At 31.0% G+C, this 26996-nt stretch carries 22 protein-coding genes, 3 tRNA genes and 1 pseudogene; 23 read left to right on the top strand and 3 right to left on the bottom strand.

The window, feature by feature from the left end:
• Positions 1 to 403 precede the first annotated feature (403 nt).
• The 5 genes from ACJDUH_RS13765 (at position 404) to ACJDUH_RS13785 (ending at position 5087) form a co-directional block, all read left to right on the top strand.
• Positions 404 to 1579, top strand: coding sequence for an ABC transporter substrate-binding protein (locus ACJDUH_RS13765; RefSeq protein WP_406765794.1), 1176 nt, complete (start codon positions 404 to 406; stop codon positions 1577 to 1579).
• Positions 1580 to 1649: 70 nt separating this feature from the next.
• Positions 1650 to 2540: a branched-chain amino acid ABC transporter permease gene (locus ACJDUH_RS13770; RefSeq protein ID WP_406765795.1), complete on the top strand. Its 891-nt coding sequence runs from the start codon at positions 1650 to 1652 to the stop codon at positions 2538 to 2540.
• 9 nt (positions 2541 to 2549) lie between these two features.
• Positions 2550 to 3602 carry a branched-chain amino acid ABC transporter permease gene (locus ACJDUH_RS13775; RefSeq protein ID WP_406765796.1) on the top strand — a complete coding sequence of 351 codons (1053 nt, stop codon included), beginning with the start codon at positions 2550 to 2552 and terminating at the stop codon, positions 3600 to 3602.
• Positions 3602 to 4375: an ABC transporter ATP-binding protein gene (locus ACJDUH_RS13780; RefSeq protein ID WP_406766199.1), complete on the top strand. Its 774-nt coding sequence runs from the start codon at positions 3602 to 3604 to the stop codon at positions 4373 to 4375. Before ACJDUH_RS13775 ends, ACJDUH_RS13780 begins: the two co-directional genes overlap by 1 nt.
• A complete protein-coding gene (locus tag ACJDUH_RS13785; RefSeq protein ID WP_406765797.1) occupies positions 4368 to 5087 on the top strand; it encodes an ABC transporter ATP-binding protein in 720 nt (239 codons plus the stop codon). Before ACJDUH_RS13780 ends, ACJDUH_RS13785 begins: the two co-directional genes overlap by 8 nt.
• A gap of 27 nt (positions 5088 to 5114) precedes the next feature.
• Here the strand turns inward: ACJDUH_RS13785 and ACJDUH_RS13790 are convergent, their stop codons facing one another.
• Complete coding sequence (locus ACJDUH_RS13790) at positions 5115 to 6386, bottom strand: MFS transporter (protein ID WP_406765798.1); 1272 nt, start codon at positions 6384 to 6386, stop codon at positions 5115 to 5117.
• Between the two features lie 204 nt (positions 6387 to 6590).
• Between ACJDUH_RS13790 and ACJDUH_RS13795 the strand changes: the two genes are divergently transcribed.
• The 15 genes and pseudogenes from ACJDUH_RS13795 to ACJDUH_RS13865 all read left to right on the top strand — a co-directional run bounded on the left by ACJDUH_RS13795 (position 6591) and on the right by ACJDUH_RS13865 (position 20854).
• Entirely contained in the window at positions 6591 to 7088 is a 498-nt protein-coding gene (locus tag ACJDUH_RS13795; protein ID WP_406765799.1) for an HD domain-containing protein, read from the top strand.
• A gap of 122 nt (positions 7089 to 7210) precedes the next feature.
• Positions 7211 to 7726 carry a transcription repressor NadR gene (locus ACJDUH_RS13800; protein ID WP_406765800.1) on the top strand — a complete coding sequence of 172 codons (516 nt, stop codon included), beginning with the start codon at positions 7211 to 7213 and terminating at the stop codon, positions 7724 to 7726.
• Between the two features lie 85 nt (positions 7727 to 7811).
• Positions 7812 to 8969, top strand: coding sequence for a DUF362 domain-containing protein (locus ACJDUH_RS13805; protein ID WP_406765801.1), 1158 nt, complete (start codon positions 7812 to 7814; stop codon positions 8967 to 8969).
• Between the two features lie 14 nt (positions 8970 to 8983).
• Positions 8984 to 11713 (top strand): UPF0182 family protein, encoded by a 2730-nt coding sequence (locus ACJDUH_RS13810; protein WP_406765802.1) that lies wholly within the window; start codon positions 8984 to 8986, stop codon positions 11711 to 11713.
• Positions 11714 to 11939: 226 nt separating this feature from the next.
• On the top strand, positions 11940 to 13334 hold the full coding sequence (locus ACJDUH_RS13815; RefSeq protein WP_406765803.1) for an NAD(P)/FAD-dependent oxidoreductase: 1395 nt from the start codon (positions 11940 to 11942) through the stop codon (positions 13332 to 13334).
• A 20-nt stretch (positions 13335 to 13354) separates the two neighbouring features.
• A pseudogene (locus ACJDUH_RS13820) lies at positions 13355 to 13570 on the top strand (DUF1667 domain-containing protein); the annotation flags it as partial.
• Positions 13571 to 13591: 21 nt separating this feature from the next.
• On the top strand, positions 13592 to 14869 hold the full coding sequence (gene serS, locus ACJDUH_RS13825; protein ID WP_406765804.1) for a serine--tRNA ligase: 1278 nt from the start codon (positions 13592 to 13594) through the stop codon (positions 14867 to 14869).
• Between the two features lie 241 nt (positions 14870 to 15110).
• Positions 15111 to 15201 (top strand) — tRNA-Ser (locus ACJDUH_RS13830).
• 13 nt (positions 15202 to 15214) lie between these two features.
• Positions 15215 to 15306, top strand: a tRNA-Ser gene (locus tag ACJDUH_RS13835).
• Between the two features lie 98 nt (positions 15307 to 15404).
• Positions 15405 to 15481, top strand: a tRNA-Arg gene (locus ACJDUH_RS13840).
• A 281-nt stretch (positions 15482 to 15762) separates the two neighbouring features.
• The gene (locus ACJDUH_RS13845; RefSeq protein ID WP_406765805.1) at positions 15763 to 16386 is read left to right on the top strand and encodes a hypothetical protein; all 624 of its coding nucleotides are present in this window, start codon (positions 15763 to 15765) and stop codon (positions 16384 to 16386) included.
• Positions 16387 to 16450: 64 nt separating this feature from the next.
• Complete coding sequence (locus ACJDUH_RS13850) at positions 16451 to 17032, top strand: beta/alpha barrel domain-containing protein (protein ID WP_406765806.1); 582 nt, start codon at positions 16451 to 16453, stop codon at positions 17030 to 17032.
• A 584-nt stretch (positions 17033 to 17616) separates the two neighbouring features.
• Complete coding sequence (locus tag ACJDUH_RS13855; RefSeq protein WP_406765807.1) at positions 17617 to 17745, top strand: hypothetical protein; 129 nt, start codon at positions 17617 to 17619, stop codon at positions 17743 to 17745.
• Positions 17746 to 18025: 280 nt separating this feature from the next.
• Positions 18026 to 19309: a helix-turn-helix domain-containing protein gene (locus ACJDUH_RS13860; RefSeq protein ID WP_406765808.1), complete on the top strand. Its 1284-nt coding sequence runs from the start codon at positions 18026 to 18028 to the stop codon at positions 19307 to 19309.
• Between the two features lie 363 nt (positions 19310 to 19672).
• Positions 19673 to 20854: a S53 family peptidase gene (locus ACJDUH_RS13865; protein ID WP_406765809.1), complete on the top strand. Its 1182-nt coding sequence runs from the start codon at positions 19673 to 19675 to the stop codon at positions 20852 to 20854.
• Positions 20855 to 21299: 445 nt separating this feature from the next.
• Here the strand turns inward: ACJDUH_RS13865 and ACJDUH_RS13870 are convergent, their stop codons facing one another.
• Positions 21300 to 22385 carry an endospore germination permease gene (locus ACJDUH_RS13870; RefSeq protein WP_406765810.1) on the bottom strand — a complete coding sequence of 362 codons (1086 nt, stop codon included), beginning with the start codon at positions 22383 to 22385 and terminating at the stop codon, positions 21300 to 21302.
• A gap of 95 nt (positions 22386 to 22480) precedes the next feature.
• Between ACJDUH_RS13870 and ACJDUH_RS13875 the strand changes: the two genes are divergently transcribed.
• The 3 genes from ACJDUH_RS13875 (at position 22481) to ACJDUH_RS13885 (ending at position 25756) form a co-directional block, all read left to right on the top strand.
• Entirely contained in the window at positions 22481 to 23890 is a 1410-nt protein-coding gene (locus ACJDUH_RS13875) for a spore germination protein (protein WP_406765811.1), read from the top strand.
• Positions 23887 to 24999: a Ger(x)C family spore germination protein gene (locus ACJDUH_RS13880; protein ID WP_406765812.1), complete on the top strand. Its 1113-nt coding sequence runs from the start codon at positions 23887 to 23889 to the stop codon at positions 24997 to 24999. The genes ACJDUH_RS13875 and ACJDUH_RS13880 overlap by 4 nt, the downstream gene beginning before the upstream one ends.
• A gap of 550 nt (positions 25000 to 25549) precedes the next feature.
• Entirely contained in the window at positions 25550 to 25756 is a 207-nt protein-coding gene (locus ACJDUH_RS13885) for a hypothetical protein (protein ID WP_406765813.1), read from the top strand.
• Between the two features lie 106 nt (positions 25757 to 25862).
• Here ACJDUH_RS13885 and ACJDUH_RS13890 read toward each other — a convergent pair whose 3' ends face one another.
• Positions 25863 to 26987 (bottom strand): radical SAM protein, encoded by a 1125-nt coding sequence (locus ACJDUH_RS13890; protein ID WP_406765814.1) that lies wholly within the window; start codon positions 26985 to 26987, stop codon positions 25863 to 25865.
• Positions 26988 to 26996 lie beyond the last annotated feature (9 nt).

A 26996-nucleotide genomic window follows, 5' to 3' on the forward strand; every position in this document is an offset into this window, starting at 1 on the left:
TAGCTCAGCTGGGAGAGCACCTGCCTTGCACGCAGGGGGTCAAGAGTTCGAGCCTCTTTATCTCCACCATAATGAAAACAGTCCAAAAGGGCTGTTTTTTATTTTTTGTTATTATTTTTGTAGGAATGTGCAAAAGTACAGCATAATTATAAAAAAATATAGCATAAATTTATATTGGAGTAATAAATATGCAATATATAGAGTTCATATAAATCTGCATGAAATTCCTTCAATGTATTCTGAATATTGAATTATATTTTATCATAAAATGCTATTGTGCAAAATATTAACTTATTTTGCACTATTTTTAAGGATATTTGCAGGGATTTACAAAAATATGTAGAATATATGAATGATGTATAAATAAAAATTTCAAAATTTATATTTAATAAGGGGGAAAAAAATGAAAAAGAAGTTAGCAATCCTATTATGTGTTGTAATGGCATCAACAGTTTTTCTAGGGGGATGTAAAAAAACTGGGGTTAATACATCAGCTGATAAATCTTCTTCAGATGTAATTAAAATTGGTGTATTTGAACCAATGACGGGGGCTAACGCAGCAGGGGGAGCATTAGAGATAGAAGGAATTAAGCTTGCCAATAAACTTTATCCAACGGCTTTAGGGAAGAAAGTTGAACTTGTTTTAGTTGATAACAAGTCAGATAAGTCAGAAGCAGCTAATGCAGCATCAAGACTTGTTGAAAAGGATAAGGTTACTGCGATTATAGGAAGTTGGGGAAGCGGGTATTCAATGGCTGCAGGACCTATTATAAAGCAGGCTAAGGTACCTACGGTAGGAACTTCCTGCACAAATCCATTAGTAACTCAAGGCAATGATTATTATTTTAGAGTTTGCTTTATAGATCCATTCCAAGGTACTGTTATGGCTAATTATGCTTATAATGAACTTCATGCAAAGAAAGTTGCTATAGTGCAAGAGGTTTCAAATGATTATGCTGTTGGTCTTGCTAAGTTCTTTACTGATTCTTTTAAAAAGCTTACAGGTGATGAAAAGGCTATATTATCAGTTTCAAATTATAATACAGGAGACCAGGACTTTACAGCACAACTAACAAATATAAAGGCACAAAATCCTGATGCAATTTTTGCACCTGGTAATTTTACAGAATCTGCACTTGTTATAAAACAGGCTAGACAGCTTGGTATAACTGTTCCAATTATAGGAGGAGATACTTGGGAAACTCCTGAATTTATTCAAATAGGAAAAGAAGCAGTTGAAGGTGCCACCTTCTCAACCTTCTTTGCAACTGAAAAACCAATAACTAAAGAATCAGAAAAATTCTTAACAGAATACAGAAAGGAATATGGTGGAAAAGAACCAGCAGCTGTTGCAGCACTTGGTTATGATGCTTATTTATTATTGATAGATGCTTTAAATAGAGTAGGTAGTGTTGACTCTGTTAAATTAAGAGACGAACTTGCAAAAACAAAAGATTTTCAGGGAGCAGCAGGGGTTATTAACTTTGATGAAAATAGAAACGCAGTTAAGAGCGCTGTTATCAAAGAAGTTAAGAATGGTAAATTTACATTTAAAGAAGTTATAGAGCCTACTAAATAATGCATTATAAAATTAATTGTGGAGCTTTAAGATGTCTTAAAGTTCCACAGTTATTAAGGGGGTAAATCAAATGAGTTTAAGCTCATTTTTACAGCATCTAACAAATGGCATTTCACTGGGGAGTTTATATGCACTTATTGCAATTGGTTATACAATGGTATATGGAATACTTAGACTTATAAATTTTGCTCATGGGGATATTTTCATGATGGCAACATATTTTGCATTTTATGCTGCCATGTTTACTCTGCCTTGGTATCTTTCCTTTTTCTTAGCAATAGTTCTTACAACCTTATTAGGAATATTGGTAGAAAAAACCGCCTATAGACCAATTAGAAATGCACCTAAAATATCTATACTTATTTCTGCAATTGGCATGTCCTTTTTTTTAGAAAATCTTGCAACTGTTGTTTTTGGAGGAAGGCCAAAGGCTTTTCCAGCTCCAGATTTATTTACTAAAGTTATTCATATTGGAAGTGTGTCTCTTCAAAGGTTAACAATTATTATACCAATAGTTACCTTTGTGTTTTTATTTTTTCTACTATATTTAATTAATAGAACAAAAAGCGGCATGGCTATGAGAGCAGTTTCTAAAGATTATGAGACAGCAAGTATAATGGGAGTAGACGTAAATAAAACAATTTCCTTTACATTTGGAATCGGATCTGCTTTAGCTGCTGTTGGCGCCATAATGTGGGGGATGAAGTTTCCTCAGATTGCTCCGCTAATGGGTGTTATGCCAGGTTTAAAATGCTTTATAGCAGCTGTTATTGGTGGAATAGGAAATATAACTGGTGCTGTTATAGGTGGCTTTGTACTTGGTATAGGAGAAATAATGCTGGTAGCCTTTTTTCCAAACTTAACAGGCTATAGAGATGCCTTTGCATTTATATTACTTATAGCAATACTACTATTTAAACCTACGGGCATCATGGGCGAAAAAATATCGGAGAAGGTGTAGGTGAATATTATGAGAAAACAAAAAATAATTTTTACCATAGTGGTTATTTTATTACTTATCTTATTTGTGTTCTTTGCAAATAATTACTTAGATTCATATGTAGTTAGAATATTAAATTTATGTGCTATATATGTAGTTCTAGGACTAAGCATGAATTTAATAAATGGTTTCACAGGTTTATTTTCCCTTGGACATGCTGGTTTTATGGCAGTAGGAGCATATACAACTGCATTACTTACAATGTCTCCTGATGTAAAGGCACAGAACTTCTTTATGGTTCCTTTGATAAAGCCATTGGACTCTATATGCCTGCCATTTTTCATTGCTTTACTGCTAGCTGGAATATTATCAGCTATAGTAGCATTTTTTATTGGTGCACCAGTACTTAGGTTAAAGGGAGATTACCTTGCAATTGCAACACTTGGATTTTCAGAAATTATAAGAATAATATTTACAAATACACAAAACATTACAAATGGAGCTCTAGGTATAAAAGGTATTCCTGACACTACAAATTTATGGTGGACCTTCGGTGTAGCAGTATTTACTGTTATATTTATGGTATTGCTTATTAGCAGCAGCTATGGAAGGGCATTAAAAGCAATAAGAGAAGATGAGGTTGCTGCAGAAAGTATGGGTATCAGCCTATTTAAGCATAAGGTATTATCATTTATGATAGGTGCTTTCTTTGCAGGTGTAGGGGGAGGTCTATTAGGAAACCTTTTAGGAACTATTGACCCCCTAATGTTTAGATTTATACTAACCTTTAATATACTCCTTATAATAGTATTGGGAGGAATGGGAAGTATTACAGGTACAATTATTTCAGCTTTTGTTATAACTACTGCTGGAGAAGCTTTAAGGTTCTTAGATGAATCTATGGATTTAGGATTTGTTGTTATCCCTGGCATTCCAGGACTTAGAATGGTTGTATTTTCAGGACTCTTAATTATTGTAGTACTATTTTTCAGTAATGGATTAATGGGAAATAAGGAATTTAGTTTAGAAAAGATAATAAATAAGTTTAAAAAGAAGCCTCTAGAAGAAGGAGGTAGTAAATGATGAGCTTATTAAAAATGAATAATGTTACCATGAAATTTGGCGGGGTAACTGCAGTTAAAGATTTTAATCTAGATCTAAATAAAGGTGAAATAGTGGCCTTAATAGGTCCAAATGGCGCTGGAAAGACCACAGCCTTTAATATGATTACCGGGGTATACAAGCCTACAATTGGCGAAGTTTTTTATAAGGATAAAAATATAACGCATTTAAGACCGGATCAAATAACCAAACTTGGAATAGCTAGAACCTTTCAAAATATTAGACTATTTAAAGATTTAAGTGTACTTGATAATGTTCTTATAGCTAATCACCTTCATATAAAATCTAATATATTTTCCTCTGTATTTAGATTTCCTGGGTATAACAGAGAAGAAAGAAATATGAGGAAGAAGTCCTTAGAATTAATTGAAAAGGTAGGTTTAATAGGCGTTATAAATGAAAAATCAAGTTCCCTTCCCTATGGCATGCAAAGAAGGCTTGAAATAGCTAGAGCACTGGCTACTAATCCTGAAGTCCTTCTTTTAGATGAGCCGGCAGCAGGTATGAACCCAAAGGAATCAGAGGACTTAACAAAATTTATACAAAAAATAAGAGATGAATTTGATTTAACAATTTTTATGATTGAGCATCATATGCAGGTTGTTATGGGTATTTCCAAGAGAATTTATGTTTTTGATTATGGTGTTACAATAGCTAAAGGAAGTCCCTATGAAATACAAAATAATGAAAAGGTAATTGAAGCTTATCTGGGGGTGAATGAAGAAAATGCTTAATATAGATAACCTTACAGTAAGTTATGGTGGTATTGAAGCTTTAAGGGGAGTAAGCCTAAATGTAGAAGAAGGAAAAATAGTAACCTTGGTTGGTGCAAACGGAGCAGGCAAGAGTACAATGCTTAGATCAATAGTTGGCCTTGTAAAGCCTAAGGGCGGCACCATAAGCTACATGAACAAAAATATAATAAATAAAAAAACAAAGGATATGGTTAAGGATGGAATAGTGCTTGTTCCCGAAGGAAGAAGGGTATTTTCTAATTTAACTGTATTAGAAAATTTGAAGATTGGAGCCTTTATTAGAAAAGATGATAAGAATATAAAAAGTGATATGGAATGGGTTTATAGCCTTTTTCCTAGATTAAAGGAGAGAAACTGGCAGCTTGCTGGTACTCTATCGGGGGGAGAGCAGCAGATGCTAGCAGTTGGAAGGGCTTTAATGTCTAGACCAAAGTTATTAATGATGGATGAACCTTCATTAGGGCTTGCCCCACTAGTTGTAAAAGATATTTTTAGTATAATAAAGGAAATCCATAAGCAGGGAGTAACTATACTTCTAATTGAGCAAAACGCTAATGCGGCACTACATATAGCTGATTTTGGCTATGTAATAGAGACAGGCAGGATTGCATTAAAGGGAACAGGCAGGGAATTACTGTTAAACGAAGATGTGAAGAAAGCTTATCTAGGTGAAAGCACAAAGAAACAATAGTAATAGGATAAAAGCTAGCAGTTACAGTTACATGCTAGCTTTTCTATATTTTAAATGTCTGAAATAAAATAATAGTGTGGAAGTTAATCGTAATATTCCTACAACAAGTAATGCAGTATAAATATTTGTAACAGCCTTTAATTTTACACCTAATATGGGAGCAAACATTAAGGTTATATTAGTGAGTATTGTATAAACTGCTATATATAGTGTTCTGTTTTCATTTGGAGCAACTTCATATAAGCTGTTTAAAAGTAAGAGTGTGGTTCCTGCAATGGCAGCACCAGTAAAAAAGTTAAATATAGCAATGTGATAAATATGTGTTGAAATTAAATATAAAAAAGGAGTTATAGACATTATTAAAATTGCAAAAGTAATGGATATAGCATTTCCTTTTTTCTCAGATAGTTTTTGCCAAAGTGGAAAGCCAATTGCTTGCGATATAAAGCTCACTGTGCCTATAATTGCTGTCCAGGATTCATTTGAATGAAGAATATCCACTTCATAACTAAAGAAAAGCGGCCATCCCATTTGCCAAGCAAAGTGAAAAGCAACTACACATATACAAAAATCTAAAAACTTTTTATTGGAGAATACTACTTTATAAGTTTCTTTAAATTTTGCTAATAAAGGTTCATTGCTAAATTCAGTTATGGTTTCAATTTGTTTATTATTTTTATCTAATTTATGCTTTGTAAGAGTGTAAATTTCAAAAATTGAAACAATAAATGCTGTAATAAAAAACAATTGATATAAGTTAATTCTTTCAGAATTATTTTTTGGTATGTAATAAAGAAGGTTTCCTGTTATTAAGGTAATAATTAAAGCACCTATATTTGAGAGACTGTTTCTTCTAGAAAGGGCCCTGCCCCTCCAGCCTTCAGGAAACAAATCTGCAATATAGGATTGCCAGCCCATATTTGCTATGGAGTTTGGAAAACTCATGGCTCCATATAATAGTACAAAAAGGCCAGGTCTTAGATAACTTGGTAAAAATGGAATAAAAACGAATAGTAGAAAAAAAGCTCTTCCAAAGCTAAAGAAAATGGATGTTAGTTTCTTCTTATTCTTATACTTTCTAAAAAGGTAAGTACCTAAAAAGACAGCAATTATTGAGAATATTGAAGGATAGGAATTTAGAAGTGCAATATCATTATCTGTTCCATTTAATCGCTTTGTATATAGGCTTGCAAATGGTATTACTAGATTTAATGAAAGTGCCTGGAGCAATCCATTTATATTGTTAACAGAAAAATTGTATTCCATATTAGTTCTATGATGTTTTTTAAAAATTTTCAAATAATCGCCCCCGTTTATGAAATTATGCCCCAATATCAATGTTAATATAAATATTATTAAAAATCAAAGCATTTCATTAAAAGTACCTTCATTAACAAATTGTTAATACACAAAAACTTATAAATGTATTAAAATGTAAATATTGTAGGGGGCGTAATAATTAATAATTATTACGTGTTTCAGAGGAATGCAGGAGGTAGGCCTATGTCTATATATAGAGTAAAGCAATTTTATTGGTCTATAACATCAAAACTGGATTTAAAGGATGCAGCATTAATTGATAAGTATCTAACTGAAGAGGAAAAAGAACTATTTAATAACTTGTCAATTTATGAACAAAAGCATTCTGCAAGGGTGGCTGAAGATGTTATTAAATTATGTGAAGCCGACAAAATAATAAATGAATGTTTAATTAAGGCGGCTCTTTTACATGATATAGGCAAAATATATAAAAAATTAAATCCTATTGAGAAATCATTAGTGGTCATGCTTGACAATATTTCAAAGGGAAAGCTTAAAAGATTTAAGAGGCTAAAGAAAATTGATGTATATTATAATCATGCTGATAAGGGATATAATATTTTAAAAAGTAAAGGAAGATATGATGAACGTTTCTTATATTTAGTAAAAAATCATCATAATGACAATGTTATAGGTGATAGGGAATTAGATATATTAAAAATTTGTGATAGTAAAAATTAAGCTTATAAAGGCGTGGCAAAATTAATTTTGGCACGCTTTTTAAATATATTTTTGTTTAAGGGATATAGTGTTATAATGTATAAATAACTTCAGTTAAGGTATAAAATTGGAGGAAAATAAATATGAGTTCAAATGAAAGAAGAAAACTTATTGAAGACATATTAATAAAAAGAGAGGAGCCTCAAAAGGGAAGTAAACTTGCTCAGGAATTAGGTGTAACAAGGCAGGTAATAGTTAAGGATATAGCAATTTTAAGAGCTGAAGGAACGGCTATTATAGCAACGCCTGAAGGTTATATTATTCCTAGAAAAGAAATACATAAAGTAAAGAGGATTATAGCAGTATGTCATAAGATAGAGGAAATAGAAGAGGAGCTTAGTTTAATTGTAAAGTTTGGAGGTAAAGTAGAAGACGTTATAATAGAACATCCTCTTTATGGTGAAATGAGGGGGATGCTTATGATTAAAACCCCTTATGATGTACAAAGTTTTATGGAAAAATGCAGGCAATACAATGCAGAGCCCCTATTAACCTTAACAAGAGGCATACACCTGCATACAATAGAAGCCGATGACGAAGAAACATTGGATAGAATAATAAAGGAACTAAAAATTAAAAACTTATTGATATCAGATTAATGAACGGAATTTATCCTGCAGGAGAACCAGTATAGTTATTTATTTTTAATTAATTTCGCAGAGCAAAATTAGTATTGGAGGAAATATGGATAAGGTAGCTTTATTAAAATGTACAGATTATGACACCGATTTAATTGAAAAAACTATTAGAGATGGCTTTGAATTATTAGGGGGAGAGGCTTATATTAATAAGCTTATTCCAAGGGATAGTAAGGTGCTAATTAAGCCAAATATGTTAAGTGTTGAGCAGGCAGGTTCACCTGTAATAACTCATTTTGCAGTATTTGAGGCTGTTATAAGAATAGTTAAAGAATATACTAATAATATAAGCTTTGGTGATTCTCCAGGGTTTGGAGATCCCAAAAGGGCAGCAGAAAGAAGCGGGCTTATGGAGGTTGCTGAGAAGTATGGTGTGACATTTGAAGATTTCAAAGAGACCGTTCATGTTAAGCTTGATAATTCTATTCTCTGCAAGTCATGGGATGTTGCTAAAGCACCTTATGAAGCTGATGTAATTATATCACTGCCTAAGCTTAAAACGCATGCTATGGCATATTTTACAGGGGCCATTAAGAATCAATTTGGCTGCATATCAGGGACTCAAAAGGCTTTATGGCATACAAGAATGCCAGATGCCAATAACTTTTGCAAAATGCTTTTAGACTTAAATACACTTGTAGGAACAAGCTTTGCCATATTGGATGGAATAATTGCAATGGAAGGAAATGGACCTAAAAATGGAAGCCCTCATAAAATGAATACTATTATTATGGGTGATTCTCTTAGTGCTGTAGATTCTGTAGCTGTAAGGCTTATAGGTTATAATTCTCCTTTAGAAACACCAACTTTAAAGGAAGTATATGATAATAATTGGGGAGCAGTACTTCCAGAAGATATAGAGGTCGTGGGCGAGAAAATAGAAAATATGAAGGCTAAGAATTTTAAGCTATCAAGAAAGGGAGAAGGTTTTCATTTCTCAAGCCCAGCAGTTTCTAAATTCTTAACTGGTATGGTAGCACCTAGTCCATCACTTGTAAGCGACAAATGCATTGGCTGCAAAAGATGCGAAGAGGTATGTCCAGAGCAGGGAAAAGTTATAAAAATGGTTAAAGCAGGAGATAGCTTAAGACCTACCTGGAATATGAAGAATTGTATAAGATGTTTTTGCTGCCAGGAATTATGCCCAGCTGGAGCAATAGAAACTAAAAATACAGTAATAGGGAGACTACTAAAAAATATATAATGAGAGGAGAAAATATGAAAAAAAGATTCTTTGGAATATCAACTCTTTTAATAAGTGCTATTATTATAATTGTATTTTTTGATTCCATAGTTAATTTCATAATTAATGTAAAATGGTTTAAAGAAGTAGGATATGTAAGTGTTTATTTCACAAAACTACTTGCAGTAATTAGACTAATGGTACCGATTTTTATTTTAGTTTACTTAGGAATTTGGCTATATTATAGAAGCTTAAGAGGAAGTATTATAAGGCTCATTAATTATACTGAAATCACTAAGGCAAAAAAATCCCTAGAAAGGAAAATTTTCATAATAATAAATGGAGTAATATCTTTTTTAATATCTTTTTCAATTGCATCAAACTATTGGTATAGAATTCTTCAATTTGAGAACTCAACAAGTTTTAACTTAAAAGATCCTATTTTTAATATTGATGTATCCTTTTATGTCTTTAAATTACCGTTAATAGAATCCTTTTACTCATCTATAATGGTACTTCTAGTGTTTTTAGTAGTATTTACCCTAGTCACTTATTTTATATTAAGTGCAAAGGATAGAATAGTTTCTGGAGAATTTAGAAACGTTACCTTCTTTAAAAAAGGCGGCATGAAAAATGGACTTACTAACTTTGCAGGTAAACAGCTTGCTATAGTTTCAGCTTTAATTTTACTAGCCTTATCTTTTGGATATGTTTTAAAGAGTTTTAACTTAGTGTATAGTACAAGAGGCGTAGTCTATGGAGCAGGTTATACAGATGCACATGTTACACTCACTTTTTATAGAATCATTTCTATAGTTTCAGTAATAGCAGCAATTGTAATATTTATAAGTGTATTAAAATCCAAGGTTAAACCAATCATTGCGTCTGTTATAATTATACTCATACTTATTGTAGGAGAAGGTGCGGCCTCAGCCTTAGTTGAAAACTTTATAGTTAAATCAAACCAAATGGGTCTAGAACAGCCTTATATTGCAAATAATATCGACTTTACAAGAAAGGCATTTAACATAGACAAGGTTGAACAAAAGGATTTTCAGGTTAAAGATAATTTAACAATAAATGATATAAATAGCAATATGGATACCATCAATAATATAAACATAAATTCTTTCCAGCCAGCATTAGAGTTTTATAACCAAGTTCAGGTTATTAGATATTACTATACCTTTAATGATATAGATATTGATAGATATAACATTAATGGAAAATATAATCAGGTATTTGTAGCGGCAAGAGAAATAAACATGCAATCCTTAGAAGGAAACGCAAATACTTGGCAGAATAGACATCTAATATATACTCATGGCTATGGTGCAGTAATGAGCAAGGTAAACTCTGTAACTTCTGAGGGGCAGCCTGATTTTGTTATAAAGGATATTCCTCCTGATAATAATACCAATATTAAATTAGATAATCCTAGAATTTATTTTGGTGAGAAGACTGATGAGTATGCAATAGTTGATACAGCTAGAAGTGAATTTGATTATCCTAAAGGTGGAGATAACCAATGGAATAATTATGATGGTGCTGCTGGTATTAAGATGAGCCTCGGAAATAGAATACTTTTTGCTATTAATGAAAAGAACTTTAATTTCCTTTTATCTAGAGACATTAACAGCAACAGTAAAATCCTTATAAATAGAAATATAAAGGATAGAGTTCAAAAAATAGCGCCATTTTTAACTTATGATAGTGATCCTTATGTAGTTATAAGCAACGGGAAGCTGTATTGGATTATTGATGCCTATACAACTTCTGATAAATTTCCATATTCTCAGCCAAATAACAACGTTAATTATATAAGAAATTCTATAAAGGTTGTTGTGGATGCTGTAAATGGAACTACTAACTTCTATATTGTAGATAAGAGTGATCCAATAGCTAATAGTTATTCAAAAATATTCCCAAGCCTTTTCAAGGATGTAAACACCTTATCTCAAGATTTAAGAGATCATTTTAGATATCCAGAAGATCTATTTAATATTCAAAGCAGTGTATTAGGTAAGTATCATGTGACAGATCCTGCGGTCTTTTATAATGGGGAAGATATATGGGAAATTGCAGGTAACCAAAAAAAGGTTGAAGAAGATAAGAAATTAAATGAGGGCTCTTATATAATCATGAGGCTTCCTGAAGAAAATAAGGGAGAAGAAATGGTGCTCTTAAATTACTTCAACATGAGGACCAAAGATAATATGGTAGGGTTATATGGGGTAAGAATGGATAAGGATAATTACGGGAAAATGGTACTTTATAAATTCCCTCCACAAAAAACTATATATAGTCCGTATTTCTTTAAACAAAAGCTTAATCAGGACCCATCTATTTCCCAGGTAATATCCTTATGGAATAAGGAAGGCTCTGAGGTTATTTATGGAGACACTATGATTATTCCAATTAATAATTCTCTTCTATACGTAGAACCAATCTATATAAGGGCTACGGGAAAGAATAGTATTCCTGAGATGAAAAGGTTAGTAGTAGGTTACGGAGATAAAATTATTATGGCTGAAGGTATTGACAAGGCTCTGCAGCAGATATTTAACATTAATACCTCGGTGCCAGAGACACTGCCAGGAACTTCAGCAACGGTACCTGCTGTTGATGCAAATATGAAAGATAAAATTAAAGCTGCAAAGGATAACTTTGATAAGGCCATAGAAGCTCAGAAAAATGGAGATTGGGCTAAGTATGGAGAATATATAAAGAACTTGCAGGATATTTTAACTGAAATAAATAAGTAAATTAAAATTAAACAATGATGGCTACAATATATAAAATGGGAGAAATTAAGTTTTATATATTGTAGCTTAAATTATATCCCTATTTATTATATATTTAGTACCTATAAAAAATTTTCTAATAGAGTGGTAGAAGTTAATAAATTTAAGATAAAAAAGAGAAATTATGGTATAATAATAATTGATTTTTTCAATGCATACATAAGTTGCTTATTAAGGAGATAAGTTTATGGATTATGATGTACTTATTATAGGAGGAGGTATTATAGGCTGTGCTTCTGCCTATGAACTTTCAAAATACAATTTAAACATAGCACTTATTGAAAAGGACTATGATATAGCTGACGATGTAGCGTTAATAAACTCGGTAATTGTTTATGATGGAGTAGAATGTGAAGATTCCTTAGAGTCTAAACTTGAGCTTATGGGAAATAAACTCTATAATGAGGTTAGTGAAAAATTTAATGTTCCCTTTAAAAGAACAGGCGGGTTAATTATTGCTGCCAATGAAAAGGAAAAGCAAAAATTAGAGAAAATGTATGCTTTAGCTATTAAAAGAGGCATAGAAAACATAAGCCTTTTAGATAGTAATGAAGTGTACAAAATGGAGCCAAATCTTAATTCAAAGGTATATAAGGGATTATATTCTAAAAATTTAGGGGTAGTATGTCCTTATGATCTGGCAATTGGCTACGGTGAGGTTGCCTTTGATAATGGAGTAAATTTTAAGCTTGAAGAAGAGGTTATAGACATTCAGAAAATTTCCAGAGGCTTTAGAGTTGAAACTAATAAAAATAAATTCACATGTAAGATGGTTATAAACACTACTCCAGGAAAGTCATACAGCATAGATAATGGTGAAAAGGATGTAGTGAATAATACTGCATATTTAAAGTACTATTTAATTGAGAAAGACTTTAAAGAAAGTTTTTCTAATATTATTTTTACTATAAATGAGCAAAGCGAACGTATATATACCATTCCTTCTGTACAAGGTAATACTATAGCAGCATTAAACACGGTTGATTACTTAGATCACAATGAGGGGATTAATAAAATTTCCACACTTTTAACCACAATAAAGGATAAGAACATTATTAGCTCATATGAATCTCTGATATATAGAAATTCTATAATTATTGACGATAGTTCTATAGATAAGGGTTATATTAAGGTTTCAGCAAAGCATTATGGGGAAGTTACTATGACTCCAGCTATAGCAAAAATAATTTGTGAAACTGTTGTAAGTAATGTAAATTGTAAGCCCAAAAGGGATTTTAATGACAAGAGAAGAGACTTTTATAGGTTTAGGGACTTAAGTAATGAAGAAAGAAATCAGATAATAAAACTTGATAAAAGGTATGGCAAGATAGTTTGCCTATGTCAGCAGATTACAGAAGGTGAAATTGTTGATGCAATTAGAAGGCCTCTTGGTGCTCGTACCTTAGAAGGTGTAAAGAGAAGGACAGGAGCTACTTTAGGTAGCTGCCAAGGCGCGTATTGTATAAATAAAATAGTTCCAATTTTAGCAAGAGAAACAAATAAGAAATTAACTGAAATAGTAAAGGACTCTAAAAATTCACATATATTATTAAATAGAATAAAAGAGTTTGATGGAGTGTAGCTATGGAAACTGATGGAGGAATTTTAACTACGTTAGTAAGGATAAAGGGCGGAAAACATAATGTAGTTCCAGTAAAGAGTACAAAACCAATAGATAAAAAGCTTTGGCTGGAATGTTCAAAGGCATTAAGCAGAATTTATGTAGGAGCACCTATAAAAATTGGTGACATGGTTTGTAAAAACATATTAAATACAGGTGTAGATATTATCTGCACTAAAAATGTAGATAAAGAGTAAATTTATTAGGAGATGATACTTATGCTAGATATAAGAAGGATAAGAAACAATCCAGAAGAAGTTAAGAAGGCTTTACTAAAAAGAGGAGAGGCATATCCAGCCTTCATAGATGAAATAATTCTCTTGGATGAAAAGAGAAGAGGAGTTTTAGTTAAGGTAGAAACTTTAAAAGGCAGGAAAAATCAGGTTTCAGCAGAGATTCCAAAGCTTAAAAAAGCAGGAGAAGATGTAGCTCCAATAATGGCAGAGATGAAGACATTAGGAGAAGATATTAAGAATTTAGATGCTGAACTTACTGAAATTGATGACAGTATTGAAAATATTTTACTAAAGATTCCAAATACACCTAATTCATCTGTTCCAATTGGTAAATCTGATGCAGATAATTTAGAAATTAGAAAATGGGGAGAGCCTACAAGCTTTAAATTTGATGCTAAGGCTCACTGGGATATAGGCACAAAGCTTAACATCTTAGATTTTGATAGGGCAGGAAAGATAACAGGCTCTAGATTTACTGTTTATAAAGCTCAAGGAGCAAGGCTTGAAAGAGCAATAATAAATTATTACTTAAATACTCATGTAGATATAGCTGGCTACACAGAAATTTTGCCTCCTTTCATGGTAAACAGAAAAAGCATGACAGGTACTGGTCAATTACCAAAGTTTGAAGAGGATGCCTTTAAGGTAACTAATACTGATTACTTCTTAATACCTACAGCAGAAGTGCCAGTAACTAATCTATACAGCGATGAAATATTAAATGGAGAAGAGCTTCCATTAAAACATGCAGCTTATAGTGCTTGCTTTAGATCAGAAGCTGGCTCAGCAGGAAGAGATACAAGAGGACTTATAAGGCAGCATCAATTTAATAAAGTAGAATTAGTTAAATTCACAAAACCGGAAGACTCCTATGAGGAACTTGAAAAGCTTACTAATGATGCAGAAAGAGTTTTGCAGGGGTTAGGACTTCCGTACAGAGTTGTTAGGCTTTGCACAGGAGACTTAGGATTCTCCTCAGCATGTACCTATGATATAGAAGTTTGGATGCCAAGCTACAATAGATATGTAGAAATATCCAGCTGCAGCAACTTTGAGGATTTCCAAGCAAGACGTGCAAATATAAGATATAGAGAAACCATTAAGGATAAGCCTCAATATGTTCATACACTAAATGGTTCTGGAGTGGCTATAGGAAGAACAGTAGCAGCCATTTTAGAAAATTATCAAAATGAGGATGGAACTGTAACAATTCCTGAGGCACTTAGACCATATATGGGCGGTAAAGAAATTATAAAGTAGCCTGGTACGCGGATTTTTCTCGTGTAACATTTAGGTGGCAAAGGGACGTTTCTTCTGCCACCTAAATAAAATAAGAACAGTTAAATAACATAATATATTTAATTATACTTTCTCTTTTACTTTAAAAATTATTTTTATTTAAAACAATAAAATTTTTTAAATTTACAATAAAAAATTTTAAAATTAAAGTTGTTGACACATTAAAAAAGGTTTGCTATAATAATCCTTGTCGTTAGTTCATGGAAAGATGGTCGAGTTGGTTTAAGGCACCGGTCTTGAAAACCGGCGTACGGGTGACCGTACCTAGGGTTCGAATCCCTATCTTTCCGCCATTTTAATATTTTTGGAGATGTACTCAAGTGGCTGAAGAGGACGGTTTGCTAAACCGTTAGTAGGGGTTTACTCTAGCCCGGGTTCGAATCCCGGCGTCTCCGCCAAAAGCATCTACCAATTAGGTAGATGTTTTTTAATTCACATAGCACTTAGTAATATTTGATTTTTACTAAGCTATATGCTAATATAATTTTATATCTATGCGATAGTAGCTCAGTTGGATAGAGTAGCTGGCTACGAACCAGTTGGTCGGGGGTTCGAATCCTCTCTGTCGCACCAAAAGAAACCTTGCAAATACTAAGTTTGCAGGGTTTTATTATTTTATAAATTGTCGTTAAAATATAATTTGTCGCGAATTTGTCGTTAAAAGTATTTTTAAGCTTGGCTATATTAAAATGCCAAAATTAATAACGAATAAGGGAATTTAAAAACTAACCTTTATTTTGATATACCTTTAATTTATAAAATTTCATCAAATACATAGATTATGTCCCTTATCTATTATATAATAATTTCATATTAAGGTTTATTTTAACAAATAATAAAAGGGAAGGTTTTTTATGAATAAATTCACAAAATTTCTTTTGAAAATATTAATTCCTTTATTAATATTTTCAAGCATTGGTGTTGCTGCTTATGTAAAATTAGCAACAAATAATACTAATGAAAAACCTGTAACAAACAATGCTAATGAAAAATCAACAGCAAGCGTTGATCCAAATTTAACTAAGTATGTTCAATCTACAATAAAAGACTTCATATCAAAATTTAAAGAATGTACCTGGAATTCATCGTCTAAGATGGACCATATAATTACACTATATGATTTAGATTATAATATCAATGGCTACATATTTGATATTACGACTAATGGTACAGAAAGCGGTTTTGTTGAAATTGATTGTTCAACAGATAATAATATTATTTCAAGTTTTAGTTTTGCAGGAAAGCATTCTTTAAATTCAATGCTAACCGCCTATAAAAAGCAACATGTTAAATCTACTTATCCAGAGCTAAATAAAATTATTTACCTTGGAAGCTATAATTACTTAATAAATAATTATAACTCTAAGACAAATAAATATTATAGTTTAAGTTCACAAAGCGAAATTAAAGAAACATATACAACTTTAAAAAATGACTATATTAGAAATGTAAAACGTAAAATGAATAGTAATCCATAATCATCTAATGTAACATCTAATATAGCAACGACTACAACGACAAAATAAGTTACTAACGCAGATAATGAAATCAGCACATGGATATTTTCTTTCGCTACTTCTTAGCGAAACTTTTAACTGCAGAAAAGATATTTATGGTATAGATAGAACATTGGCAATACGAGAGATAATTAGTAAGATTACGGAAACGGAACCTGGGATAATACTAGATTTAAGGATTTCTCTTTTAGAAGGAATAAATTCTAAAGATGAGGATTTAATCTATAAAAGTTCTCTATTATCAAAGTTGGTTGATACAGAAGTCGATATAATTAGCATTTCTAATGGTATTTATAATATAAACAAGGACATGATCTATCCACCTAAATCTGATGGGAGTAATGTCTATCTTGATTATGGTATATATTTTAGTAAGAAATATCCTAAAAAGATTTGGAATATTGCTGGGAATATAGATGATTTTTATGTAATAGACAAGATAGAGGCAGAAAACTTAACTTTTTCTATAGGGAGGCTCTTATTATCTGATCCATACGCTATAGTTAAGGCTAGCAGGTTTGATGATGATAAAATAAATAATTGTAATGGCTGCAACAGGTGTCACTATTATTCACATAGCGAAGGCTCTTTAACTCAATGTATTTAGTAAGAAATTTTGTTTAGTGCAATGCAAGAGTATACAAAATATAACGATTTAAGACCATCATTTGAAATAGTTAAAAGAAATTCTTAGTAAAGACAATATATTTATAACATCACTAGAACCCACTAATCTTTCTAGATTAGTGGGTATTTTCAAGTAATTTTACGATTAATTTATTTATGTCGCGAATTTGTCGTTAAAAACTGATAAATACAATGTAAAATTAAATGGGCAAGTATTAGATAATATGACTAGAAACGTTAATTTAACTGAATTTAATAAATAGGACAAATTGTAAATTAAAATAAAAATATAACTACGAACCAGTTGGTCGGGGTTCGAATCCTCTCTGTCGCACCAAAACCAAGGGTTTCCGAGTTTTGTAGGTCTTTTTTCATCTCAAATAACTCAACCTAAAGAAAAATTTATAAAAATACACAATAAATAACACATCTAATAGTACCTAAAAAACTTAGAAGTATTAAAGCTTGTAGAAAATATGAATGATGCTTTAATTAATAACAAAATATGGAAACTAATAAAAAACCGATGTATAATTAATTTAAATTATAAAAGGAGGTTAATTTATGAAAAAGGCAATTTTCTGTTTAGGAATTATACTTTGTATTGTTGCTACAATTACAATTATGAAGCCTGCAACTGAGGATCCACCTGCAGTATTATCAACTCCACCATATTCAAACACTATATGTTAAGTTAATATTTCTCAAAGTAATTAAAACTGCCAATTACTCACTTCATAATTGGCAGTTTTAATTACTTTGTAAGTATAGATATTTAATGGTCGTATTCTATAAAAGAAAAAATAAAGCTTATCATTAATATAAGAAATGAAAAATAAAATTTAAAATGATTATATATTAATTTCAAAATAATAATTGTTAAGTTAAAACTAATTATTAGATTTTATTTATAATGTATATGTTATAATTAGTTAAAGAAGGTAATATTAAGTATAAAGAATAGGTGATTTAAGTGGAATTTTTAGAAATTAGACAAAAAATTAAAAGAACTAGAAAAGAACTGAATATGAAACAAAAAGATTTTGAGGACGTAAATATTTCTAGAGCTTTGATTAGTATGATTGAAATAGGAAAGAGAAAGCCTAGTAAGGAAAACATGGAGAGTATTATATATAAGTTTAAAAAAAAGTCCAAGGAATTAAATCTTGAATTTAATTTAGATTTATCATATTTTCAAAGCAGCGCCAAGGATGATGCTCAAGTCTATTGTACAGGAATGCTTAATCGTATAATAAGTATAGATGAAATTATAGCTGTAATAGAAATAGCAAAAAAATATGCATTAGCTTTAACATTAGCTGATGCTTACTTAAAGCTTGCAGATATAAGATTTGAAAAACTAGATTATGCAAATTCTCAAGTTGATTATATTAACGCTTTGGTGAACTATAAAAACATTGATTGTAAAAGTAAGATAACTTATATATATGATATGTTAGGAAGATGCTGCATTAATCAAGCCCAGAATATTCAAGCCTTAAATTATTTTAATTTTGCGTATCACTATTCTTTGTTATATAAGGATGAGGAAATGAAGAAAAAATCAATATACAATATTGCTCTTTGCCATAGAAAGCTTGATAAAATAGATGATGCATTGAAATATATAGATATATATATTTCAATATGCGATAAAGAGAAAGATTTTTTAATATATTCATATGCAAATATACTTAAGGCTAATTGTTATGATTGTAAGGGAGAGTTGATTAGTGCAATAGAAGTCTTAAATGATTTGCTAGAACATACAATTGATACTAAAAACTTGGTATTTGGATATATTTATAATAATTTAGGAGCACTATATTGTAAGCAAGGATATTTCGAAAAAAGTTTGCAATGCTTTAATATGTCTGAGGAAATCAGATCAGAAAAAGATATTCAAAACCTCTCACATACTTTGCTAGAAAAGTCATCAGTATTTATTAAGCAAAATCTTTATGAAGAATCAATTACTTTAATTAAATCATCAATTGACCTAGCAATAAAATACAATGATATAGAATATATATTAAAGGGACATTATCAACTTATAAAAATATATAAGACATTAAAATTTGATAAAGAAGTTAAAGAAAATTATATACGAATATTGAACTTATTGACAGATAGTGGTTCTAAAAACTATAAAGATGAAATAGTTAAGATTTGTGTAGAACTATTGCGCATATTTTTGTCAGAGAAGGATATACAGCAATCACTTAAAATATTAGATGTGTTAGAAACATCATATTAATGTTAAAATATGATATACTTTTACTTAAATAATAGGGCTGCTGATTACATAGGAGTAATTGGTAGCCCTATTAATATTATTAAGGTAATTATTTATCTTTATGTAAAAAACAACAAATATGCAACAAAAAATATAGAAAAATTTGTTGCATACTATTTACAAATGAAATTATAAGATGTATTATATATACATAATTAAAATTATACGAATACAATTAACTTAATATCATAATTTTGCAATTAACATATTTGCATAAGACCCCTTAGCTAAAATTTAATTTACTACAGAAAGCATTGAAGTATATTATTATTTAGTTATCATTACCATATTTAATTATGGTAAAAATATAAAGGAGGTCTTTTTATGAACAAACCGTTAAGAAAGTTGTTTGTACTCGGGCTGGCACTTGCAACAACATTTATACCAGCAAACACTTTAACTAAAGTCTCATCAACAACAGGTATTGCTAATGCCCAAAACTCTTGGGCAGCACAACCACAAGTCAAAGTTAAAAGATCATCAACCTCAGGTCCAGTTGGATTAACTCCAGCACAACTTAAAAAAGCATATGGATTAGACCAAATTTCGGCTACAGGAGCAGGAAAGACAATAGCAATTGTAGATGCCTATGGCAGTCCTACAATGCAAAATGATTTAACCACTTTCAATAACCAATTCGGTCTGCCCCAAGCCAACTTAACTATTGTCTATCCAAGCGGTAAGCCTGGGAAAACTGATGGTGGTTGGGCTCTTGAAACAGCAATGGATGTAGAATGGGCACACGTTATAGCACCAAGCGCTAACATACTTTTGTGTGTTGCTAAATCAGCTTCCATTTCAGATTTACTTGCTGCTGAGGATTATGCTACTTCACTTGGTGTTCAGGTAGTATCCAACAGTTGGGGTGGTTCTGAATTCTCAGGAGAAACCACTTACGATTCTCATTTTCAGCATTCAGGAATTACTTATGTTGCTTCCACAGGTGACAATGGTTCTGGTGTAGGCTGGCCTGCAGTATCCCCTAATGTACTTGCAGTTGGTGGAACTACATTAAACATTGATTCAACCGGAACTTATCAGAGTGAAAGCGGTTGGACTGGGTCAGGCGGAGGAACAAGTGTATATCAAACAGAACCAAATTATCAAAATAATTGGACAAGCATTGTAGGCTCACATCGAGGGAATCCAGATATTTCTTTTGATGCAGATCCTAATACTGGTGTTGCAGTTTATGATAGTACTAGAGATAATGGTCAAGTTGGTTGGTTTCAAGTAGGTGGGACAAGCCTTGGAGCTCCATGTTGGGCAGCTATGGTTGCACTATTTGATCAAAATCGAACAAATGCATATACAAGCTTTGATGTTATGACTCAACTTTATAATTTAGCTGGAACTGCAGGAAGTTCAGGATATTCTACTAATTACCATGATATTATCCAAGGCAGTAATGGAGGTTATAATGCACAAAGTGGTTATGATATGGTAACAGGAATAGGTAGTCCGAAAGCAAACTACCTTGTACCTTATATGACAACTGCTCCATAATTTAGAAGATAAATTGTTAAAATAAACAAAGGTAAAATATAATCAAGTAAAATACCTGAGGAAGATAATTCCTCAGGTATTTTTATTTGGAAGTATTAAGAGTAAAATTATAGAATATATTGATAAAAATATATATTTATATGGAACTTATTAGCGGCTTAGTTCATCTAATTAGTGATTTAAATTGTTTTTGGCAAGTATATTTTAAAGCACTTCTGAAGTTAATTTTTGAAGCACCCCACCTCCATTACTGGGATTTCATGGTGGAATTTGTGAGTCTATGACTTGGGCCTGTATGTACTAGCAAATGGCTGTGATGCACAAGCCTGTCCATAACACGAAACTGGGGTACTGTTAGAACTAAGTATATTACTCAAAAATAAATCCTCAAAAAAGTAAACCAGAGTGTCAATTTAGCACTGTTAAAGAAGTACATTCTTATTCCCTATTCATTAATTATGTTCACGTTTTTCTTTCTAATGTAGAATATGATGAATACGAAAATAGGGATAATCACGTAATTCATTAAATTTATATATTGCAAGTAGTCTAATAATTTAAATAAGGTAAATAAATTTCTACCTGCAAAGAATGCTGAAAAGTATAGACAAATCCCAACTAAATATAGCATAAAGGGACGATCAATATTAAGCTTTTTAAATACTTTCATAATGGCAAACAGAGTTATTACCGTTCTTAATAGCCATCCTGCAACTATCTGAAGCATTACAAAAAGCTCACCTGCTTCCAGAAAGTTAAACTGCCGTATGAGTTGTGTTTGCATAAGCTTTGGGTAGGACATAGAGTTTAGTATGGTAATTTCAAAAGTAGCAATTGTACCTGTCATTGAAATAATCTGCATTTGGGCTACATAAATTAATGCATATAAACTATATTTAGATATTATTTTAGTGTCTTTTATGTCAGTTAAATATAGCAGTACTATGTACAACCCTCCATAAGCACCAATTAGTTTAATCACTGTTATAAAAAAATTCATATCAAAACCATGCTCTAATATTGGTAAAAGTCTAATAAAATCCTTGTATTTCCATGTTAAGAAAAAAAGTATAACTCCAGATGTGCTTATAAATATTATTCCTATGAGAACAGAACTTAAGACAGCGGAATACCCGCACTTTACAATATACACAGCTACTGGAACACTTAAAAGTAATAGGTTCCAGACAGGAGTATATATAAGAAATTGTACATTAATTGAACTTGCCTCAACTGCTGCACTTTCAACAAGAGATAGAAATATATTTAGTGCAAACATTATTATAAGAAAATTCCCTATTACATTTCCAAATGCAGCTTTATATATATCTATAATATCGTAGCAATTCTTTCTCTTACAAATATATAAAATAGATAAAAAAAAGATAATTATAAAAATAGTGGCAAATATTAGAGAAATCCAAGAATCTCTGCCGCCAGTTTTTGTGAAAATAGTTGGATATGTTTTAATTGGTACCACTATAAGTCCTGTAATAAGAAAAAAGAGATGTCTTTTATTTAAATTAGACATATTATAAACTCCTTTAAAAATGTATATATTTTCATTATTGACACATTTTATATACATATATCATAAGTAAATACATTAAATGAAGGAGTCAAACTATGTATGTTGAAAATTTAGAATATATAAAAACTAAATTAAACAAAAATCAAGATGTAAGATATAAAAATATTAATTTACCTACTGGAGTTTTGACTCTTATTTTTATTGAAAACCTGGTGGATAAGGATTTTATAAATAATTTTATTATTTCACCACTTTTAAAAGATCAAAAAGAACAATTAAGTATAGATATTATTATAAATAGAACCCTGCTTTGTATTTCTACTGCAAAATTATTACATATAGATGATTGTGTGCATCAAATACTATCAGGTGAAGTAATAATACTTTCAAGTTTTAGTGACAAAGTAATAATTTGTAATGCAGAAAAAAGTGTTCATAGGTTAGTTGAGAAATCAATTAATGAGCCTGTTATTAAAGGATCACAAGAAGGTTTTAACGAATCAATCAGTGATAATATTAATCTAATAAGAAAAAGAGTCAAGAACCAATCTCTTAAGATAGAAGAATTTCACCTAGGAACTGATAGTAATAGCTCTGTAATTCTTATGTATATAGAGAATAAAGCTCCAGAAAAACTGGTTAATTTATTTAATAAAACTATAAATAATTTAAAAGTAGAATATATATTGGATACCAATTATATTGAAGAGGAGTTAAAATGCAAAGGAACGGATTTTGATACTATAGGATATACGGAAAAACCTGATATATTAGCTTCAAAGTTATATCAAGGAAGAGTTGCAGTTTTAGTTGATAACTGTCCAACAGCCATTACTGCTCCTTATTTCTTTATAGAATATTTTCACGCTCCGGATGATTATTATTTAAATAAAAATGTAATTGATTTAGTGAGAATACTAAGGGTATTTACTTTTTTTTTAACTGTATTTTTGCCTGGATTTTATATTGCACTATTTACTCATCATTCTTCACTTATACCTCCAACCTTTGTATTTAAAATAGCGGAGTCTAGGGCTGGTGTGCCATTCCCTACAATTATCGAAGTACTTATTATGCTGTTCTTCTTTGAGCTAACCAGGGAGGCTTCTAAAAGAATGCCATCAACAATTGGTCAATCCTTAAGCATGGTATCCTCATTAATTCTTGGTCAAGCAGCTATTGGTGCGGGATTAGCTTCAGAAGGAACTATTGTTATTGCAGGAATATATGCAATAACCTCATTTATTAATCCAAAGCTATCAAGTATAACACCTATTTGGACTCTAATGAATGTAGCTGTATCTGGTATGTTTGGGTTACATGGTTTTTTTATTTTTTTAATATTGATAATTGCTCATATTGCATCCCTAAATAGCTGTGGATACCCATACCTTTTCCCAATTGGAACGCCTAATGAGTTTAAGAATAAAGGGAAAGATTACATTACAAGAGGAAGGCTTAAGGAGATTTCAGGTAAAATCTTTTGGAGGAGTAAGAAGGCATGAAAAGAATATTGGCTTTTGTAATTGTTTTATCTTTTTCTGTAGTAATGCCGATAACTAGTTATAATGATTTAGATAAATTATTGCTAGTTACCTCAATTGTAATTGATAAGACTAATTCTGATACTTATAGTATTTATTTTGAAGCCTTTACTCCAGCCACTAGTACTTCAGGTATGAAAAAAGAAGGAGAAAGATCCATTCTTCATTTGTATGCTGATAATGTAACTGATTTAATAACTAAAGTTAATGCTCAATCAAATCTTAAGTTAAATTTTACGCATAATAGGATTATTTTTTTCACGGAAAGGGCGGCTAGTGATGGAATTGACAATATTTTAGATGTTTTTTCTCGTGGAGAAGAATTCCTAAAAAGAAGTTTCATAGCCATTTTTCATGGTGATCCAGAAAAGTTATATTCACTTAACTTAACAGGAGAAAAGTTTTTTGGGTTATCTGTAATCTCCCAATTAAGTAATACTAGAAAGTTAATCGGAGTTACTGAAGATATGACCATAATTAGATTACATAATGAAAGTTCTTTAGGCAGTAAGACATGTATTATTCCAACTATTAAAATAGTACATAAACCCAATGCAGATTATTTAGATTTTAAAGGCTCAGGTATTTTAAGAAATTATAAACTGATTGGTGAATTAAATGATACACAAACTATATATACTAATTTTCTTTTAAATAGAATTATTACTACAGGTATTGAAACTATAAACCCAAGCTCTGATAATAAATCAATGGGTCTTAGAGTAACAAAAGCTAAAACTAAAACTAAATACAATTATTCAAATGGGCAATTTCATATATCAAAATATATTACTGTTCATAGCATCGCTCGTGGCAGCTTTGGGAAAATAGAACTAAGTAATGAAAATGTTAAAAAAATAGAAAAAGAAGCTTCTTCAAGATTAAAAGATGGATTTATTAAGTTGTTTACGGACAATAAAGAAAAGGGTATTGATATTTTAAATGTTCAAGAGGATTTTTATAGACATTATCCAAAGTATAGCAAAACTAACATTTTAGATAATACTGAGCTAATAGTTAATGTTAATGTAATTGTTGATATTTCTACTGATCCAAAGGATTTTAATTAATAATCCAGTTGGTCGGGGTTCGAATCCTCTCTATCGCACCAAAAATAAAGGCTTTGGAGTTATCCAAGGGCCTTTTTCATTTCTTTTGCCCAAAAAATTGGATTATAAAGAGCCACTTCTATAGTTTGAAGTGTGGTTGTATAAATTTCTATAGTAATAAAGATCAGTAGAATATTTTGTCAGATATAAAGGAAACTAAATTTATTTGTAGAATATAGGTAATGTATATTTTTTAAAAGAGTTATATAATTTTTAAATTATATTAAGAAATCTGGATTAAAGGAAATTATTAACGAATATCAAAAAAATTATTATTGGGGGAGAAGTTATTATATGTTAGAAGTAACAATGAAAATTAATGTTTACAATCACAGTGAATTAGCAAAAAGTATTCCTAAGAAATAAAAAATCAGATTCTTACAGAAGGAATTATAAATTAAAAAATTGAATGTGAAATCAAAAAACAAATAAAGGAAGCTCTACAGCAGAGGATAAAAGATTAAAAATTACTAATTAGATTTTAATAAAAAAGTAGGAGATGGAATTTAAGATGATAGAAATAAAAATTCAGGTTGACGTAGAAAATCATAAAGAAATTGCACAAAGTCATGGTGCAATTTTTAAGCTTGTGCCAACATTTCTTTTAAGTGGTAAAGTTGAAGAAGAAATAAAAAAACAACTAAAAAAAGCTTTAAATGAAAGTTTAAAAAATGAATTATCTATAAGAGGGGTAGAAGCTAATGTAAGTGTAAGTTAGTAACAGGTCGGGGGTTTGAAACCTCTCTGTCGCACCAAAAAGAAACCTAGCAAGTGAAAGATTGCTAGGTTTTTATCTTTTTAATGGAAAACAAAATGATAAGATTTTAAAAAATCAATTCTCCCGGTTTATAGCCCTCAGGCAAATCTTCCTCACTTAAAAATTTGAAGTTGTCATCACGCAGTATTGGTAAAAATGCCTCGTATGGTATCCTTGGAAACTCACAGGCATAATTACTGGCTCCAAACCATTTGCCTTCTTTGCTGCTCAAATTTAAATCTCTAGCAAATTTAGTAGAGTTTGAGCAATCATGAACTGCTAAATCCCACTTTTCTTCATCCGCTATTTTCATGAATTTCAGAGTTAATTCTCTACTCCAAATTGGAGATATATAGCCTTGCCTTGCAATATACAAGTTTTCCCCATAGTAATTATCAATGTTATTCTCATTTAGGTGTAATTCTGCACAATTCATAAAATCCAGGTTTGTCTCTAAGATCGCTTGCTTTTTCTTAAAAAAAGCTTCGTAAAACTCAGGAGTCATTGGAGTTTCAATACCTACATTTTTAATATATTTTTTCGCTATTCCAATATTTTTAATAACCTTGTCTGAACAATTAGAAGCACCAAGATTGAAACGTATTTCGTCAAGACCGGCTTCACCTAATGCTTTCAACGTCTCTTCTGTAGCTAAAGTACCATTTGTATATAGATGTTGATGAACGCCTGCATCATTAAATTTCTTTATTATTGAATAGTATTTTTCAATTTCCATGAAGGGTTCTAAATAAACGTAGGCAACACCAGTAGGCTTCTGGTGGATAGATAGAAGTAAATCAATATCCTTCTCATAAAACTTTGTGCCTCCAATTTCCCACATACCTTCGCCAACTGGAGGAATATCATCTAGTTCTCCATAATTGTAACAGAACTTACACTCTATATTACATTTATTTGTTTTCCTAATTGCACCGAGTCCTGTGCCAAGCAAACAAGAACGACATCCTTTGGCGAACTTGCTTTCATTTCCCACAAATAAAGTTCTGTTCTCCAAGGTTTTCAAACCTTTAATTTCTGACATTAGCATATCATTTCTATGATCAATGGCCTCCTCAATTTGTGCAAAGGTAGAGTACATAATCTCCTTTTGTTTGGTCATTAACTCCTCTTCCTCTGGCAATATTGAAAAAAACTCAAACCATGCCAAGGCATCTTTCTTTGAAATTTTCATAATGTATCC

This window comes from Candidatus Clostridium radicumherbarum, assembly GCF_045310525.1.
Lineage (GTDB): Bacteria > Bacillota > Clostridia > Clostridiales > Clostridiaceae > Clostridium_AT > Clostridium_AT radicumherbarum.